General features: G+C 37.9%; 16 protein-coding genes. 2 read left to right on the top strand and 14 right to left on the bottom strand.

Going from position 1 to position 18505, the window contains the following annotated elements:
• Positions 1 to 25: 25 nt before the first annotated feature.
• The 11 genes from ACK3CR_RS15955 to ACK3CR_RS15905 all read right to left on the bottom strand — a co-directional run bounded on the left by ACK3CR_RS15955 (position 26) and on the right by ACK3CR_RS15905 (position 13751).
• The gene (locus ACK3CR_RS15955) at positions 26 to 2179 is read right to left on the bottom strand and encodes an ArnT family glycosyltransferase (protein ID WP_488975741.1); all 2154 of its coding nucleotides are present in this window, start codon (positions 2177 to 2179) and stop codon (positions 26 to 28) included.
• A 213-nt stretch (positions 2180 to 2392) separates the two neighbouring features.
• Positions 2393 to 3334 carry an agmatinase family protein gene (locus ACK3CR_RS15950; RefSeq protein ID WP_488975740.1) on the bottom strand — a complete coding sequence of 314 codons (942 nt, stop codon included), beginning with the start codon at positions 3332 to 3334 and terminating at the stop codon, positions 2393 to 2395.
• A gap of 102 nt (positions 3335 to 3436) precedes the next feature.
• Positions 3437 to 4675: an ethanolamine utilization protein EutH gene (eutH, locus tag ACK3CR_RS15945; RefSeq protein ID WP_243510564.1), complete on the bottom strand. Its 1239-nt coding sequence runs from the start codon at positions 4673 to 4675 to the stop codon at positions 3437 to 3439.
• A 17-nt stretch (positions 4676 to 4692) separates the two neighbouring features.
• Entirely contained in the window at positions 4693 to 5400 is a 708-nt protein-coding gene (eutC, locus tag ACK3CR_RS15940; protein WP_488975739.1) for an ethanolamine ammonia-lyase subunit EutC, read from the bottom strand.
• Positions 5401 to 5417: 17 nt separating this feature from the next.
• A complete protein-coding gene (locus ACK3CR_RS15935; RefSeq protein WP_488975738.1) occupies positions 5418 to 6779 on the bottom strand; it encodes an ethanolamine ammonia-lyase subunit EutB in 1362 nt (453 codons plus the stop codon).
• A 14-nt stretch (positions 6780 to 6793) separates the two neighbouring features.
• Positions 6794 to 8239, bottom strand: coding sequence for an ethanolamine ammonia-lyase reactivating factor EutA (locus tag ACK3CR_RS15930; RefSeq protein WP_488975737.1), 1446 nt, complete (start codon positions 8237 to 8239; stop codon positions 6794 to 6796).
• Between the two features lie 75 nt (positions 8240 to 8314).
• Positions 8315 to 8887: an ANTAR domain-containing response regulator gene (locus tag ACK3CR_RS15925; protein WP_328124785.1), complete on the bottom strand. Its 573-nt coding sequence runs from the start codon at positions 8885 to 8887 to the stop codon at positions 8315 to 8317.
• Positions 8884 to 9948, bottom strand: a complete 1065-nt coding sequence (locus ACK3CR_RS15920) for a sensor histidine kinase (RefSeq protein ID WP_430238914.1) — start codon at positions 9946 to 9948, stop codon at positions 8884 to 8886. The genes ACK3CR_RS15925 and ACK3CR_RS15920 overlap by 4 nt, the downstream gene beginning before the upstream one ends.
• Positions 9949 to 10083: 135 nt before the next feature.
• Positions 10084 to 11190 (bottom strand): Ger(x)C family spore germination protein, encoded by a 1107-nt coding sequence (locus tag ACK3CR_RS15915; protein WP_430238916.1) that lies wholly within the window; start codon positions 11188 to 11190, stop codon positions 10084 to 10086.
• Entirely contained in the window at positions 11187 to 12281 is a 1095-nt protein-coding gene (locus tag ACK3CR_RS15910) for a GerAB/ArcD/ProY family transporter (protein ID WP_488975736.1), read from the bottom strand. Before ACK3CR_RS15910 ends, ACK3CR_RS15915 begins: the two co-directional genes overlap by 4 nt.
• A gap of 51 nt (positions 12282 to 12332) precedes the next feature.
• Entirely contained in the window at positions 12333 to 13751 is a 1419-nt protein-coding gene (locus tag ACK3CR_RS15905; RefSeq protein WP_488975735.1) for a spore germination protein, read from the bottom strand.
• Between the two features lie 237 nt (positions 13752 to 13988).
• Between ACK3CR_RS15905 and purT the strand changes: the two genes are divergently transcribed.
• Together purT and ACK3CR_RS15895 are read left to right on the top strand one after the other, a co-directional pair.
• Positions 13989 to 15152, top strand: a complete 1164-nt coding sequence (purT, locus tag ACK3CR_RS15900) for a phosphoribosylglycinamide formyltransferase 2 (protein WP_488975734.1) — start codon at positions 13989 to 13991, stop codon at positions 15150 to 15152.
• 55 nt (positions 15153 to 15207) lie between these two features.
• Complete coding sequence (locus ACK3CR_RS15895) at positions 15208 to 15489, top strand: hypothetical protein (RefSeq protein ID WP_488975733.1); 282 nt, start codon at positions 15208 to 15210, stop codon at positions 15487 to 15489.
• A 24-nt stretch (positions 15490 to 15513) separates the two neighbouring features.
• On the opposite strand, the gene ACK3CR_RS15890 is transcribed toward ACK3CR_RS15895, so the two are convergent.
• The 3 genes from ACK3CR_RS15890 to ACK3CR_RS15880 form a co-directional block, all read right to left on the bottom strand.
• Positions 15514 to 17115, bottom strand: coding sequence for an MDR family MFS transporter (locus ACK3CR_RS15890; protein WP_243510595.1), 1602 nt, complete (start codon positions 17113 to 17115; stop codon positions 15514 to 15516).
• A 15-nt stretch (positions 17116 to 17130) separates the two neighbouring features.
• Positions 17131 to 17595, bottom strand: a complete 465-nt coding sequence (locus tag ACK3CR_RS15885) for a MarR family winged helix-turn-helix transcriptional regulator (RefSeq protein WP_243510600.1) — start codon at positions 17593 to 17595, stop codon at positions 17131 to 17133.
• A gap of 149 nt (positions 17596 to 17744) precedes the next feature.
• Positions 17745 to 18449 (bottom strand): FadR/GntR family transcriptional regulator, encoded by a 705-nt coding sequence (locus ACK3CR_RS15880; RefSeq protein WP_243511138.1) that lies wholly within the window; start codon positions 18447 to 18449, stop codon positions 17745 to 17747.
• Positions 18450 to 18505: the final 56 nt, after the last annotated feature.

The raw sequence follows: 18505 nt of genomic DNA, 5'->3' as shown, positions 1-18505 counted from the left end.
TTCTCCTTTTACAAATCTACATCTTTTATAGTTCTACTTTGTAAAGCGTTTCGCTTTGACCTCCTCTACCAGGCATTCCGCTATTTGAATCGCTATCAGAATCACTGTTCGACGACGTACCGTTCCATTCTTCTTGTGGCACTTCTTCTCCATGCTCTTTGATCCATGTTTGTAAATCTGAGCTGCCACCAGGACCTCCGCCACCAATTAAGAAGTATTTCACTTCATTGTTTTTAACCATTTCTTCAAGCTTCTCTGTTGTTAAAATTGGATCTGATCCTGAAAATCCACCCATCGCCATGACTGTTTCACCTTCAATAATGTAAGGAGCAGCAGAAGAGGCATTAGATGTAGCAAATAAGTAAGTTTCTCCATCGCTATGTTTCTTAAGGTAAGAAACTAAATTTTCATTAATGCTGTTTTGTCCTTCACCCATCTTCATATTTCCATTTCCCACCGTTGTAGGACCAGCTGCCGGCATTACACTATTTCCATCTCCGTATATAATAGGAGTGCTTGCCCAAAAAGCAGGAATAACAAGAAGGGCAAGAAGGGCTGCTAAGGACACAAAATATGTCGCTCGTTTCTCTTTTTGTTTGAAGAAGAATAGCGCTAGCGAAAGCAATGTCCCTGCTACTCCTACTCCAATGCTCCAAACCATCCCAATTTGATCTATATAAGATTTCAATGTAAAGACTTCAAAAGCAGTTGTTGCTAGAATTGCAATAGGAAGCAACATTGATTTAAATCCTTTTTCTGTTTGATAAAGCTTAAATAGTTTAACCCATCCTGCTCCAACAAATGCTGCAATTGGAGGAGCTAACATGATGAGGTAGTATTGATGGAAAAAACCTGCAATACTAAAGAAGACACCAACAGGACCAAGCCATGCAAGCCAGAATAGGCTTTCTTTTTCCTCATCACTCCACTGTTTTCGCAAACGAATTCCCGAAAGTAAACCAACGCATCCGAAAAGAGCAAACGGAAGAACCCAACTAATTTGATCTGCTAAGCCAATTTGGAACAAACGGAAGAACCCTGGAGTGCCTGTATTGAACATTCCTCCCCCATTTTGACCACCTGGTCCACCTTGATCTCCTCTATTTAGAAAATCACGCTGTTCATTACCTTCAGACGTCTGAGTTTCTGAGTTTGTGCTATCTTGTGTAGAAGATGAATCTGTATTAGAAGAATCATTGCTCGCTGAATTATCACTATTTGTTGTGTTTGTATCATTAGCCTGATTTGGTCCACCTTGACCATTTGGTGGAGTTCCTGATGGCATTCCCTCTGGCGCTTCTCCTTGTTCCATTCTATTTGGTGGAGCCTGCATCTCAGCTCCATTTCCTTTATCACCACCAGCACCACCGCCTCCTGGTGTACCTTGTCCTTGACCTGTTAAACGAGCTACACCATTATATCCAAAAGCAAGCTCTAACACAGAGTTCGTTTGACTGCTGCCCATGTAAGGGCGATCATCTGCTGAGACACTATCAACAACAACAGCCCATGAAAGAGACAATGCCATCATAACAGCTGTTGCGCTTGCTAATATCCCTATTTTCTTTTTCCACTTCACCTTTGCTGCAGTTATGTAGAAAAGATAAAACGCAGGAGCAACCATGAAAGCTTGCATCATTTTCATATTGAAGCCAAGTCCAATCATGGCAAAAGCTCCAATTACCCAAATAGCTTTGTTTTTTCTAACGCCTTTAAATAGCATCCACACCCCAATTAAAAGAGTAAAAACAAGCATACTATCAATGTTGTTTGAACGACTTATGGCAGGAACAATTGGTGTAATCGCCATTGTCAGACTTGCGATTCTAGCTCCTGTAATTCCAAAGGTTGGTTTTAGAAGGAAGTATAGAAGAACAACAGATCCAACTCCAGCTAAAGCTTGTGGTAACATAACGCTCCATCCATGCAAACCAAAAATCGCAGCGCTTAATGTTTGAATCCAAAATGTAAGCGGCGGCTTATCCACTGTTACAAAACCTGCTGGATCAAAAGAAGCATAGAAGAAATTGTGGAAGTTTTCGAGCATGCTTTTTACTGCTGCCGTATAATAAGCATTCGCATAATCGTTTTTCCAAATGTTATAGATGTTTAAGAAAGCAGAAAGAAGAATAATCCCTAGCAGGATAAGATCCATTCTTTTGTACATAAACTTTTTCATTTTTTCACCTCATTATCATTTAAAACGATGATTTACTGAGGCTAATAGAGTCCGGACTTCTACTAACTTTGATCTCTTAAATCATGTTTTTATCAATTCAACGTTTTTAACGTTTCCTTGAGTGTATTTAGACTATAACAAGCAATTATGTCGGAAAGATGTCAAAAACAATTTTTAGCAAAATAAAAAGCTAAAGTTTAAAAACCTTAAACTTTAGCTTTCTCCTTCTATTTTTCCCGCAAGCGCGTAGAGAACAACCGTTGAGACAAAATGGGCAGAAAACTGACTTGGATCTTGCTGAGGATATACTTCAACAAAGTCCATTCCTACAATGCCCCTTTTGGCAAATTCATGCACTAATGTTAATAGTTCATAAGATGTTAACCCGTTTCCATCAACAGGACCGCCTGGGTTAAAGGCATAATCTAAAACATCACTACAAATCGTTAAATACACTCCATCAACATTGTGACTTGCTTTTTTATAAACGTCTTGGGCAAGCTCTTTTATGTTTGTACATTCTCTAATGTCTCGAATTGTAACAGTCTCTGCTCCTGCTTCTTTTGCATACTGACCACTTTCAGGTTTGTTTCGCGGCCCGTGAATCCCTGTATGAATAATGCTTTCATTTCGGATTCCATCTAGTTCATATATTCTTGCAAAAGGGGTTGATCTTGCGAATTCATCTCCTTCGTGTGAAACCATATTATCATAGTGAGCATCAAGGTGAATGATACCAAACTTCTTTCCCTGCTGCGTCTCCGTTAGGGCCTTCATAATTGGATATGTAATCCCATGATCTCCTCCAAATGCAACCGGAAATTTGTTCTCTTTCCATACTCGTTTAGAAAATGTTTCAATCCGCTTCATTGTTTCTTCTACACTAGCTGGAACAACGTCAACGTCTCCCATATCTCCTAAACTTAAATGTTCAAAAACATCAATATGATCCAGCTCAGGCAAATAGCCGCTATAACGAGCGGAAGAAAGCCGAATTACTTTTGGACCAAGTTCACATCCTGTATAGTCCCCCCATGTTACAGCTCCTTCCCATGGCACTCCATATATTAAAACGTCTGTCTCTTCTCTCCCTTTTCCCGTTGATGCATTTTTTGCTCCTAAAAAAGGGGGCGTATTCCCATATATCTTGTTCATTCTTTATCATCCTTTCTTTTCCTTAATTTCTTTTATGGTCTCCTTACCCTTTATGAATAAAAATACTCTTATAAAATAAAAAAGCGCTCAAAAATGAGCACTTTATATAGCCGCTGAATTTACAGTTTCAATGTCTGACTCTTCTTTTTTCTCTTTTTCTTCAAGTTCAATTGCTTTTGGAACAGAAAGGTATTTTGCAAGAACAAGAGCTGATGCTCCTCCTACGAATTTTCCAATCATAATATACAAAATTAAGTTAGGTTGAAAATTCGCTGTAAATGAAAGATGATCTCCAAATAAGAAAGCAGCACAAACCGCATAGGAAATGTTCATTACTTTATCTTTAGCAGGCATATCTTTTACAAGACGGAACATTGCTAAAATGTTCGCGGATGCTGCAAGAATACCAGCGCTTCCTTCTTTACTAATGCCAAATTGATTTCCTATTTTTTCAAGAGGTAGGGCTAAATACTTTTGCATCAAGTATACAAATGGAAAGGCTCCAGCTAGCATTAACCCAATATATCCTGCTACTTCAAGTGCTCTATATTGATCTTGTTCATCAGCTACAATCGGACTAAATCCAAAACTTCCAAAAAGAGTGCTAAATGCTCCTGTAAAATGTTCAACAATGGAGATTAGGAGAACAAGCTTTAAGAAAGCATCAAGACCGCGACCAAATATCATAAATCCTTTAATCATTTTGTCTGGGAAAAAGCGTAATCCTATTGCAAGAGAACCTACAAAAACAATTAACGGAATGAGGTTCATGAATATTGTTCCAAGGCTAAGGCTAAGCTCATACACTACAGAAGAGTTTGTGGAAACGGCAGACCGAATGGTTGGATTTGTAAAGACAATGAGTAAACAGCTTACTAACACGCCAATGGGAATAGCTAAAACCCCTGACATTACCCCAAGCGCCATATACTTGTGATCTTTTTTCTGGAGCATGGCAAGGCCTGTTGGGATAGAGAATACAATGGTTGCTCCTGCCATATATCCAATAATCATAGCCATAATCCAGCTTTCCTTTGTTTGAGCTAACGCCTCTGCTAGCTGATAACCGCCCATATCAACGGCAATAAGGGATGTTGCTGCAATTGATGGATCTGCTCCAAGCTTTACAAAAAGCGGACCAAAGACAGATTCAATAAGTTGAGATAAGTATGGAATAGACGCCATAATGCCTGCAGTTGGGATAAAAATATAACCGATGGAATGAATACCTTCCATAAATTCCTTTCCTATTCCTTTTTCTTTATTTTTAATAGCTGCAATTCCTCCGATAATAGCAGAAATCATTAAAATATAAATAACGTATGTTCCAATTTTCTCCACCCTTATTCCTCCCTCTTTTAAACAACAAGACTTACGCCACTCGTTTTTTGGGCTAACATCTGGTCTATAAGCGTCCCAATGTGCGCTGCCGCTTCAACAGGCGATGTACCTTGACGGTGAATATTTGAAATAACCATTCGGCTTGATTCTTTCGTTCCCTTCCTTGGTCTATAACACATATAAGCACTTAGTGAGTGAGCACAAACAAGCCCAGGTCTTTCCCCAATGAGAAGAATAAAAGCTTCAGGTTTTAAGATTTCACCAATATCGTCCATACAGGCAACTCTTCCCCCCTTTAAAAAGAAAGGAGTTCCAACAGTTAACTTATATGATGTTAGCGAATCTATTAAGGCAGGATATACATCTCGGATATTCTCTTCAATGGCATTTGCACTCAACCCATCCGCTATCACAATTTGTACTTGGGGATGTGTTATGCATTCCTTTTTAATAAGATTGCGCCCTTCTAATGAAAGAAGTCTCCCTTCATCAGGGCGCTTTAAATACCGCTCTTTTGTTTGAAAACGAGTTGTAACAGAAAAAAGATTAAATTCCGCTAATGTTTCTTCACTAACTTCTCCATAAACAGAATCAACCGCAGCAGCATGATCAATCCGGAATGACAAAAAATCTTGTGTGAGAGGCCTTGTACCTGTTCTGCCTACTCCAATTCGTGCTGGTGTATATTGTTTTAAATAAGCAATTTTCTCTTCTTTTTCTCTCATCCTCTTTTCCTCCTTCTTTATTTCACTTTCATAAAAATGGTAGGGTCGCCTGCTTGTCTCGTTAACTTTCCGTTTTCTGTAATCCCTTGATTTTCAAGCCAAGCTGAAAAGGCCGGAGCAGGAGATAAATTAAGTACATTTCGCAATGTTGCGATATCGTGATAGCTTAATGACTGATAGTTCAACATGCAATCATCTGCCATTGGTACACCAATAACAAAATTCACACCTGCTGTGCCAAGCAGCATACTCAAGTTATCCATATCATTTTGATCTGCGTTCATATGATTTGTATAACAAACATCAACCCCCATAGGAAGTCCATGCATTTTCCCCATAAAATGATCTTCAAGCCCTGCCCTTATCACTTGCTTGCTATCATACAAATACTCTGGTCCAATAAATCCAACAACCGTATTCACAATAAATGGATTATAACGTTTAGCAAGACCATAGCAGCGCGCTTCTAAAGTCAGTTGATCAATATCATAATGGCTGTTTGAGGAAAGTTCAGATCCTTGTCCTGTTTCTAAATACCACCTGTTTGACCCAAGTGCTGTTCCTTTTTCTTGCATCAGCTGGTGTGCTTCATCAAGCAGAGAAATGGATATACCAAAGGACTCGTTCCCTTCCTCTGTACCTGCGAGTGATTGGAAAATAAGATCAGCAGGCGCTCCTTTTTCAATTGCCCTCATCTGACTTGTAACATGGGAAAGAACACAGTTTTGAGTTGGAATAGAAAATTCCGTTATAATATTTTTTGTTTCCAAAAGAAGGTCATAAATATTACTTGTTGTATCAATAACAGGGTTAATCCCGATTACCGCATCTCCAATCCCATAGCTTAATCCCTCATATAAAGAAGCGCGCATTCCTTGCAATCGATCTGATGGATGATTAGGTTGAACGCGGGATGCAAGAGTTTTTGGCTGTCCAATTTTCGTTTGACAATGGGTAATAACTTGAATTTTAGCGGCAGCTTGAATTAAGTCTAGATTAGACATCAGCTTAGCTACTGCTGCAATCATGTCACTTGTTAACCCTTTTGAAATGGTTAACAAATTCTCTCCTGTTGTTTCGTCATGTAAGATATACTCCCTTAAATCGGCAACAGTCCAAGTTCGTATTTCTCTGTATACATTCTCTTCAACACTTTCTTCAATCACTCTAGCTACTTCATCCTCAAGAAGCGGATAGTTGCGAAAATCTGCAAGTGTAACATTTGACAGTACAGTTTTAGCTGCCATTCTTTCTTTCATATTTTCAGCACTAACACGCGCAAGCTCATCTCCTGATTTTTCTTCATTTGCTTTTGCCATAATTTCTTTTAAACTTTTAAAAGAATACGTTTGTCCGAGAATAGTTGTTTTTTTGTTCATTCTTTTTCCTCCTTCTATTGATGAAATGCAAGTGTTTTAACAGAAACCGAAATCGCTTCTCCTCCAATAGGCATCCCAAGATCTATATAATCTCCATCAGCGACCTGCACGCCATCAATGCAAACAATATTCACATCCTCGGCGCACCGTTTTTTGAGGGCTTGACCGAGCGCTTTTGCTACATCGTCTTGGCAAACAACGACAATATTTTCCTTTTTAAACTCTTTTTCCATTTCTTCATGAATAGCCTGAGCCATTTCCTGTAAAATCACGTACGAACAATAAGGCATGTCAAGGAGCGTTAAGGCAAACGGTGGATTTTGGTTTGTATCAAACACTTCTTTTGCATGCTTTATTTTTTCTCTCAATCTCCTTGAGAACTCAAGAGAGCTCCACTCTCCTTTTTTACTTGTTTTTACTTTTAAAAGCGGGATATTTCTGATTGGTAAAAGTTCTTTTTGCACATGAACAGTTGCTCCACTTACATCCATGCTTTGCATACCAGCCCCAATCACCGTTGCTCTATTTGTCTCAACTGCTTTTTTAATACACACACTTAACAAGGGAAGAGCAGTCGGAATCACGGAGGCTAAGAGCGGACCAATATCTCCATACCTTGCTGCATCTTTCATTGTATGAATTTGTGCATTATTCATCATTGCCCCAACTCCCCCAGAAATCATCATTTCATCAGGCTTAGGAAGCACTTCATTATAGTCTCCTGTCAGCAAAAGCTCTCCACCTTGTTTATCGTTGCTTAATAAGTAAGCAAACAAGTCTTCACTCAATTTTTGACAGAGGTTTTGAGCTTGCTTATACGATAAAATGCCTCCTTTTTTTAGATTAATAGATCGATAAGAAAGCCAGTTAAAGAGGGATGGCGCTACATACTCCACTTCTCCATCTTCTGTTAAACGAACAAGGCGTCCCCCAACGTGGAAAGTAAGGGAAGCTACAGCTTTTCCATCTTGGAAAAATGCCACATTTGCGGTTCCACCCCCAATATCAACATTCGCAACTGTTCCATTTATCTCTTCTGAACGTTTCATAGCTCCGGATCCTTTTCCAGCTAGAATACCTTCTAGGCTATCTCCTGCTGTTGCAACAACAAAGTCCCCTGCTTTATCTGCCAAATAATGAATAATACTTTCAGCGTTTTCTTTTCGAGCTGTTTCACCTGTAATAATGACAGCTCCTCCTTTAATGTCTTTTAAGTTAACGTTAGCTTTTTGATACTCTTTTGAAAGAAGACTCTTTAGCTTTTCAATATGAATCATATCTTCGGTTTCTAAAGGTGTTTCATATAAAGAGCCTGTATAGGTCACTTCTCGATCAATAATGCGGCAAACAGGGAGGCTAAAACCATCCTTCCTTTCATTAATAAGAAGCCTGCTTAAAATGACTTTTGTTGTGCTTGTGCCAATGTCAATTCCTATACTTTTTATCCAATATTCGCTCAAAACTCCTCCTCCTAACGAAAAAACGCTTTGAAGAATCCCTACAACATGTAGAGGGTCTTCAAAGCGCCATTGCTTTTATTTATTCACTTTTACTATAACCTGTTCCGCTATTTCCACCATTGATAGGTGAGTTTCCATACTCTTTTTTTGAAGTTTTCGATATGCCTCTTCCTCTGAATATCCTTTTACTTTCATTAGAATTCCTTTTGCTTTTTCAATTTTTTTACGATGCTCTATTTTTTCTTCTAAAAGAGCAATTTTTCTAGAGAGCTCTAGCTCTTTCTCACGTTGACTTAAAGCAATTTCAACAGCGGGAATAAGCTCCCTTTCTTTCACAGGTTTTACAAGGTATCCTGTGACTCCTGCTTTTTTAGCCTTTATCGTTAATTCTTGATCACTGTAAGCTGTTAAAAGTAAAATTGCACAATCCGATTGTTTCTTTATAATAGAAGAAGCCTTTACACCATCTAAAATAGGCATCTTTATGTCCATAATGATGAGGTTTGGAGCAAGATGTTTTGCTTTTTCAATTGCCTCTTCACCATTTTTAGCTTCCCCAACTAAGTTATACCCCCGCTCTTCAAGCATTTCTTTTATATCCAGACGTGTAATAGGTTCATCATCTACAACCATCACTCGGTCTTTCATAACATCACCGCTTTTGCTATAGGAAATGTGAGCGTCATTTTTGTTCCGTCTTCTGATGAAAAAGTGGAGAGAACGCCGTTCAGCTCGGCTGCCAACGTATGTACAAGCTGCAGTCCAAGCGAGGACGACTTGTCCTCAATTATTCCTCTACCATTATCTTCAACCGTAATGTTTGCTATTTGTTTACGGCAGATTACTGTAATACTGATTTTTCCACTCTCTTGTTGTCCAAAAGCATGTTTGAGACAATTTTGAACAAGTTCATTCACAATAAGTAAAACGAATGTTGCTTGATTAGATGGTAAAAAAGTAGGCTCCCCTTTAACCGAAAGCGAGATTTTTTTTTCTGGCACAGAGGCTAGGCTTAGAAGCATATCAGCGGCTCGCTCCATTACGAGCACAATGTTCACGGCTTCTATTCCATCTTGTGCTAAGTAATCATGTATAATTGAAATCGTCTCAATCCTTGCTACACTATCTTGCAAGATATCCGATACTTCAAAATGAGCTCGGCGCGTTTGCAATCTAAGCAAGCTTGAAATAATCTGCAGGTTGTTTTTTACACGGTGATGAATTTCTTTTTGAATAAGAGATTTCACCGTTCCCTCCCTGTCTACACTTTCTTTTGGAATTAACAGCTCTTCAATCCGTTTATTAGTCATCATTTCTTCTGAAATATCTCGCTCTCTTATGAGCACCCCAATAGTAGTTCCTTTGTTATCAACAATAGGTACGATATCTTGCTGAACGATAACACATTCTTGGGTGATGCCCCGTGAGTTCGTAATGGTATTACCTGTTCTTAGGCTAAAAAACACCCCTGGTTCATTTTGTTCTGTTGCTGTTTCTCCTATAATATTTCTTTTATATAAAGAAGAAGCTGTTGCAGGCTGAGCTTGTGCAACAATCATTGCTTTATCTTCAGAAAGGGAACAATCAATAAACATATCTGACTTTGCAATATCTGCTGTAAGTTGGAGAGTATTTGCAACTTCCATTATTCTTTCTTTCTGAGATAAAGATAGATGATGGAGGTCTTCTAAACAAGAAAGTGTGTTCATTTTTCCCCTCTTTTTCAAAAAATTCTATCTTTTATACCATTACTATAACATATGAAAAGAAATGCTCAATTTTAATGTCAAAACTTCTGACAATATAACATTTTTCGTCCGATTTCTCTTTTTTTTTGACACTTCTTATGACGTTGATCCTTTTGTTCCAAAATCAATAACTTCAATGTTTACATCATAATTAATTTCAGCTTCACTAAACTTTTTCCCCCACTCTTCATTGTGCTTCTTCCAATATTTTGGATGCTGAATTTGAACATATTGATAAAGACCCGCAACACCTGTTTTATATTTTGTTTGAAGCTTATGAATAATGTCTTCTACGTCTTTTTTCACTTGTTTTTCTATTACTTTCTCCATTCCTTCAAGATCTCGTTTCTTAAAGGAATTTTCACTTCTGTACCAGTTCTCTGCAATTCGCCCTTCACATTCTAGTGAGATATCGAAGTGAAGTTGTCCATTTTTAATTTTGGTCTTAATCTCTTTTCTCACCATATGGAAAATTTCAAAGGAAATGGGTTCTCCTTTATATGTTGCTGGAACGACTCCACCTTGAACATCGCCAATGAGCCAGTTCAAATGACTTACATCCTTTGGCGTCATATGTCCAATTGGTTTTCCATCGTCAATGACTTCTACTCCATCAAGACTTAGCTCTCCATCTTTAATTTTAAGGCCTTGTACGGCAAAACTTCCGTCTGACTGAAGCTTTGCTGATACTTGTCCAAGTGTAATCGGTTTTAAAATTTTATTAGAAGATGTTTTGTTATTTGCAATTTCAAAGATTTTATTAGCTGGAATGTCTTCTTTTGATCCTGTTGACAAGATTTTTTTTGCCGATTCTCTTGTCACAAAGACGAGCGCACTTCTTCTTGTATTGTCGTCTCTAATATATTCATTAATCCACACGTCAAGAGGATATTTGTCAAGGGCATTTTTACTAAAAATTAGCACGCGCTGGTGATTGCTCATCACTGGGGATGTTTTAAGAGCAATATCCCGGATGGATTCTTGAACCGTTGCTCCTCTTGTATAATAGTTTTTATAAGAAGGCCTAGTTGCCTCACTTCCCCCACCTCCAGATGGAATGATAATCTGCTGTGTAAGATGAACTTCTCCTTTTTTCCCTGCGTCAATTCCAGAACCAACTAGCAAAGAAACATCCTCAAGGTTTTGACTGTCTCCACACCCAACTAAAAAAAGAAGAACAAACAAGATTAAGATCTTTTTCATCTCGCTGTCACTCTCCTTTTAATTGCTACAAGCAGGAAGTTTATAATGGGAATGGCTAGTAGAACAAATGGAAAAATCCACCCTAACATGTCACTCATTTTTAAAATTTCAATCGTATCCTGCGGCCAATTAGCCAAGAGAAAGATAATTGGAATAAGGATATAAACGTTTGGTTTATATCCATTTCGAAAGACTGACTGCAACCCTATAACAGCTGAGAAGTAGTAAAGAGTAAGCGTTGTAAAAAATTGCAAAATCCATGTTATGAGTAGGAAAGACTCTAACCGTTCAATAAAGATCCCCTTTACTTCAAACGATTGCACAAAAGAAATCGTCGGCCATGTTACAGTTGTTACTTCTTGAACGGTGACCCCTCCTACAACAAGCACGTACGTTAAAATATATAAAAGCAGCGGAACAGCAAAACCAATAAAGGCTCCCTTTACAAGCTTTGTATTTTTGCTTGTAAATCCTTTTAAAATTAAGAGAAGTTCAATCCCAAAGAAAGATAGCATAACCGTATTCATTCCTTTGAAAACTGGCATAATCCCTTGCCCAAGAACAGGTTGAACGTTTTTTATATCCACAATTTGTAGGCCAAAAGCATATATCAGTAGAATAACAACAATTGTAATGGGAAAGAAAAACACGCACACTTTTGCAATTATTTTAAGATTGCTGTTAATTAGATAAGCAGAGGTTAAAATAAACGTGAGAATAATAAGCTCTACAGGTGTCTCAGACAAAAGGAAAAAGCGAACCATTTCACTCATTGCTACGACTTCAAAGCTTGCTACTCCTACAAAATAAACAACCATGATTAAATTAACGAGTTTTCCAAGCTTTTTCCCGAATCCTTCTTGGGTATAATCAAAGTAATTCTTCACATTATGCTTTTTTAAGATTTGAAGGAGTATGTAAATGACCGCAAAAAAGAGGAGGCCGTCGATGATAAGCACAATCCATCCATCAGGTGTTCCAACTTTAACTGTAATGGTTCTTGGCAGTACTAATAAGCCAACACCTAACATTGTAGATGAAATCAAAGCTATAAAATCTAATGTTGTAAGTTGCCCTCCATCTCGGCCCATACGATTACCTCCATTCAAACATCTTTTTTTAATCAATTTCCGACCATTGCTCTACATTTTTGGAAATGGAAACCTCATAATAAAATCTTTCCACTTCCCTTTTTGAATTGATGCTCCTGGGTCAAAGTATGGAATCGTAAAGCTGTCTAGTTTTGAAATATGAATGGTTACAATAATAAAGAAAAGAGTGACTCCATAGATACCTAAAAGCGCTGCACTAATCATTGCTCCAAAACGTAAAACCCGGAAGGCAAGACCAAATCCATACTGAGGCACAATAAATGAAGTGATTGCTGTGATGGAAACAATAATAACCATAATTGAACTCACAAGATTAGCCTGTACGGCCGCTTGCCCAATAACAACCCCTCCAACTAACCCAATTGTTTGACCAAGCGGGGTTGGAAGCCGTATTCCAGCTTCTCTCAATAATTCAATCGTCATTTCCATAATAATTGCTTCAATAAAAGGTGGAAATGGCACATTTTCACGGGTTTGTGCAATTGTCAACGCTAGTTCAGTCGGCAACAATCCTTGATTAAATGAAACAAGCGAAATATAAATCGAAGATAAAAAAAGCGTGATAAATAAAGATACATACCGAAGTATGCGCAAAAACGTTCCCGCAATCCACCGTTCATAGTAGTCATCAGGAGACTTTAACAACATGTTAATTGTCGTGGGAACAACAAGAACAAACGGTGAGCCATCGACCATGATGATCACTCTTCCATCTTTTAAAGCTGCTAAGGCAATGTCCATCCGCTCTGTGTTTTGAATTTGTTGAAAGGGAGAAAACGGGACTTCTTCGAGAAGTTCACCAAGCATACCCGAATCTTCAATATCTCTCTCCTGCACTTTCGAAAGCTTTTCTTCTACCCTCTGAAGCAGCTTTTCATCAGCTGTACCTTTAATGTAAAGTTTGGTGATTTTTACTTTGCCGTGCAAACCAACTTCACCTTGCTCAATCATCAAATTTTGATCCTTCGTAAACTGACGAATAAGCCCGATATTTTCATCCGTATTTTCAATAAAGGAAAGCTTTGGCCCGCGGACAACACGCTCTGTTGTTGGTTCAGCAAATGCTCTCATTTTAGGCATTATTGTATTTAATGAAAAAGCTATATTCATTCCATCCACAAGCAAGACAGACATTCCACTGAAAATAGCTTCTAATATTTCTTCATATGAGAAAAGCTCTGTTTGCTTAAGAAGTCCAATCTTAGAAAATAAAATTTCTTTAAATGGATATTCGAATTCTGTTAAATAGTCAATTGAGGTTAATGAATCAACGAGCTTTTGAAGCGCTTCACTATTCAACGAATTTTGTAAGTATAAAATGGTACATGCTCTATCATGTTTTTTTATATAAATATCTTTCCGCGACATGTCTGCCTGGTCTTTTAGTAAAGGAGCAAGATATGCTAAATTCCTTTCTAATCCAGTGCTTAACGAAGATATATCACTCATTATCATCACCAACTCTTCCCAATATCGCTTTTATTTTGTCACAAAAGGTAAATATTATACGGTTTGCTAAGTTCGATAAAGAGTCTGAACATTACTCTTTCGCAAAAATAAAATGTACGTTAAAATAGGATTAATAAAAGAAATTAATCTTATTAACGAATCAAATAAACTTAAAAACCGAACTTTAAACAAGGAGCAAGATCCATAATTCGTTTTTAGACAAGGAGGAGTTTTATTATGTTTAGCGGAAAGAAAATGCTTTTATTAGGTGCAGGTGAGCTTGGAAAAGAGATAATGATTGAAGCCCAGCGTTTTGGCATTGAAACAGTTGCTGTTGATCGCTATGAACATGCTCCAGCAATGCATGTTGCTCATAAACATTATGTCATTGATATGTTAGACTCACACGCCCTTCGTGACATCATCCAAAAAGAACAGCCAGATTTTATCGTTCCAGAAATTGAAGCTATTGCAACAGATGAACTTGTTGGTCTTGAGAAAGAAGGATTTAACGTTGTTCCAAATGCAAGAGCAACTAAATTAACGATGGATCGAGAAGGAATTCGCCGATTTGCTTCTGAAGAACTGAACATCCCAACAGCTCGTTATCAGTTTGCAAATACATATGAAGAGTTTACTGAAGCTGTAGCACAAATAGGCTATCCTTGTGTCATTAAGCCACTTATGAGCTCTTCTGGAAAAGGACAAAGTATTTGTCGCAGTGAAGAAGATTTAAAATCTTGCTGGAATATAGCTTTAGAAGGTGGACGTGTAAAAAGCACGCGCGTTATTATCGAGGAATTTATTTCTTTTGACTCTGAAATTACCCTTCTTACAGTGAGAGCTGTAAATGGAACTAAATTTTGCGCTCCAATTGGCCATAAACAAGAGAACGGAGACTATATTGAATCATGGCAGCCACACTATATGACAGAAAAACAGCTCAAGGAAGCAGAAAGAATTGCAAAGGAAGTAACAGACGGCTTAGGTGGATATGGACTTTTTGGAGTTGAGCTTTTCCTAGCAGGAGATCGTGTTTATTTTAGCGAAGTTTCCCCTCGTCCTCACGATACAGGTCTTGTAACACTTGCAACTCAAAAATTGTCAGAATTTGCTCTACACGTGCGCGCCCTGTTAGGTTTTCCTATTCCTGAAATCAAGCTCAGCACACATGGCGCAAGCCGACCATTGAAATCACCGCAAGAAACGAAAGAATATGAAATTAGAGGATTGGAGGATGCACTTGCTCTTCCACATACAGAAGTACGTGTTTTTGGGAAGCCAGATGCTACTGTAGGGAGACGTTTAGCTGTTGCCCTCTGCGGTGATGAGAGCGTAGAAAAAGCTCGTGAAACAGCTAAAACAGCACACGATTTTTTACATATTAACAGTTTGGATTAATCACCATATACACTCCCTTTTCATCATGGTAAAATTTGAAAAGGGAGGTTTTTCTATGGATATATTCACTATTCTCTTTATAATAGTGCTTGGAGTTTTTTATATTTCAAGTCGTATCTCGCAATTGGAAAAAAAGATGGACTTTAAAATGAAAAGGTTAGAAGCCTTTATCACAAAAGATAAGCATGATGCTTTCTTTCAATATGAAGAAGAGGTAAAAGGTGAGCTGAAGCAGCTCGTAAAAGATGGCGAAAACGTAAAAGCAATAAAAAAGGCCCGCGAACATTTCGGATTTTCTCTTCTTGAAGCAAAGCAATATGTTGATTCCTTACATTAAAAAAGAGAGCCTAGGCTCTCTTTTTTAATGTGATGCGGAAGGAACTCCCTCTTCTTGCTCAGAAGAAGCTTCCCCCTTTTTATTTTCAAGCTTAATTTTTTTAAGAAACAGCGTAAATAAAGCACCCACGATAATAAGTGCAAAACCTACGAAAAATACGCTGTGCAAAGATTCCATTAAAGATGTTTTTAAAATAGGAACTATTTCTCCAGGCATGCCTTTAACAGCGTCTGGACTAAATAATGACTGCAGAAGTCCTTGTGGATTTGTGCTAATCATTTCTTTTAACTTTGTAACAAGCGTACTTGCTTGAGCAGGAAGCGTATCTAGGTATGGAACTAAGTCGTTTGTTAAAAGCGTGCCAGACTTTGCATTCATCACAGCTCCTAACACGGTAATTCCAAATGTCCCACCAATCGAACGGAAAAACTGACTTGAAGATGTCACAACTCCAAGCTCTGCTTTTGAAAAGCTTTCTTGTAAAGCAAGCGTAATAATAGGCATTACAAGACCCATCCCAAGACCAATAATAGCCATATATGATATAGCAGTAAGCTGACTAGTATGAAGGTTTAGTGTTGTTAATAGGAAGAAACCGAATGCCATGACAATCATACCTGTAATAATTTGTGCTTTCACACCAATTTTATAGACAAGCTGACCACCAATAATACTTGTTACAATCATCGCAATCATCATTGGTGTCATAATTGTGCCAGATTCTGTCGCACTTACTCCAACGATTCCTTGCATAAAGAATGGCACGAACGTAACAGCACCAAACATCCCAACACTCATTAAAAATCCGATTAGATTCAAAAGAGTAAACGTTCGATTTTTGAAAAGGTACATTGGTAAAATAGGCTCAGCTGCTCTATTCTCAACCATAACAAAGCTTACTAAACCAACCAGAGCAAGAGCGAACAGGCCAAGGATTTGCCATGAATCCCAAGCATAGTCTTTCCCACCAAAGCTTAGCGCTAAAAGTAAGCTTACAACTCCAACAATCATCGTAAACATTCCAGCAATATCAAATTTAATCTTGCCTTTTCGTTCATGTTTTTCAAGACCGATAGCAATAAAGATTGCAGCTAAAATCCCAACAGGAAGATTAATATAAAATACCCATTTCCAATTTAGAGAATCAACAATCCAACCACCAATCTGCGGACCAATAACAGAAGCTAAACCATAAATACCACCAAAAACCCCTTGGAACTTCGCTCTTTCTTTCCCTGTGAATAAATCTCCGATTACAATCATCGCCATTGGCATCATAATCCCGCCGCCAATTCCTTGCAATCCTCGGTAAATGATAAGTTCTGTCATGTTCGTTGCTAATCCACACAGTGCAGAAGCGATCATAAAGATAACAATACCTGATACATAAACTGTTTTTCTTCCAAGTAAATCAGCTAGCTTCCCTGCGATAGGTACAACAGCTGTTGATGTTAATAAGTATGACGTTGTTAACCACGTCATCATGCTAAGTCCGCCAAGATCTCCGACAATTCTCGGCATTGCTGTTCCAACAATGGTACCATCAAGAGCAGCAAAAAACATCGCAATAATAAGTCCTGTCAAAACAAGCTTACGATTGCCTGATTTATTACTTTCAACTGTCATTATTTTCCCTCTTTCCTATTCTACTATTTTTCTTTCTAAAAGCGCAGAAATCTCATTATGTGTTCGTAAAATTCCTTCATATTCTTTCTCTGTTAATACATCTGCTGCTTGTTGAAAAACATCGTGTATTCCACTCTTTTGAACATGAAGTTCTTTTAAAAAGCGTTTTCCCTCTTCACTTAACAAAAGTTCTACTTCCCTGCGGTTTCCTTCTACATGATGCCGCTCGATAAATCCTTTTGAAACAAGTCCGTCAACAGCTTGACTTAACGTACTTTTTGGAAGAAACGTTTTTTCTACAACTGTTTTTTGAAGCATCTCCCCATATGGTGCAATGGTTACTAAAATGACATACTGAGGAACAGACAGTCCATTGTTTACAGCTGTTTTCTGGATAAGCTGCATCATATTTTTTTGCACGTTCCAAAAAGATTTAAGAAGCTCTACAGAACGTCCTTCACGTAGTTCATTACTTTCCATATTTACCTCACTTAATATTAAATTTATGAACTGTTCCATTTAGAACAGTTTTTTCAGAGCTTTTATATTCTAATCCGTATCTTCTTTAAAGTCAATCATTTTCTTTCCTTATAAAAAAACCTACCTTTACGAGGAAAGGTAGGTTTTTTTTATTGAGGAGGATTATATGATTTCAATACTTTATCTCTTACATATTTAAGGTGATTATACATCTGTTGAAAAGCATCAATTGGATCATGATTACAAAGAGCATTATAGATCGCTGTATGGTGCTGGGCTGTTAATTTTGGTTCTCTAAACGTTATTTCATTATCCGTTTTTTCATGTGTAAGAAGCAAAGAATGAATCATTCCTTCTACAATTTGATTATCTGCACTTGTAGCAATAATGCGGTGAAATTCTTTATCAAATTCACCATAGTTGTAGTCTTTGCTGTTTTCAATACTTTCAATTGTTTTCTTCAGCTGCTGAAGTTGTTCATCCGTTATTTTTTCAGCAGCCATTGTTACAAGACCAAGCTCTAATGTCATGCGAGCTTCCACAATAGCAGGTAAGTTATCAACCGCAAGGGCAAGCATAACTGAAAAAGGCTGTGTACCTACTTTGTTATTAAAATATGTACCATCGCGTGTTTTTCGGGTAATTACCCCCAATATCTCTAAAGCACTTAATGCTTCTCTTAATACAGGTCTGCTAACATGGAGAACGTCAAGAAGCTCCATCTCCGTGGGAAGTTTGTCACCCGGTTTCAGCTGTCCGCTAATGAGAAGCTCAATAATTCGGTCAACAACTTGTTTTGCAAGCGTATTTCTATTCACAGATTTAAAGGAAACCTTCTTCATTGGCCCCGTCATACGTATTCCTCCTTTTTGAATCCTACTTCTTCTATTATAAGAAAGAATGTTGCATA

This window comes from Priestia sp. TRM10 (assembly GCF_057808375.1).
This window is presented reverse-complemented; position numbering and strand designations above follow the sequence as displayed.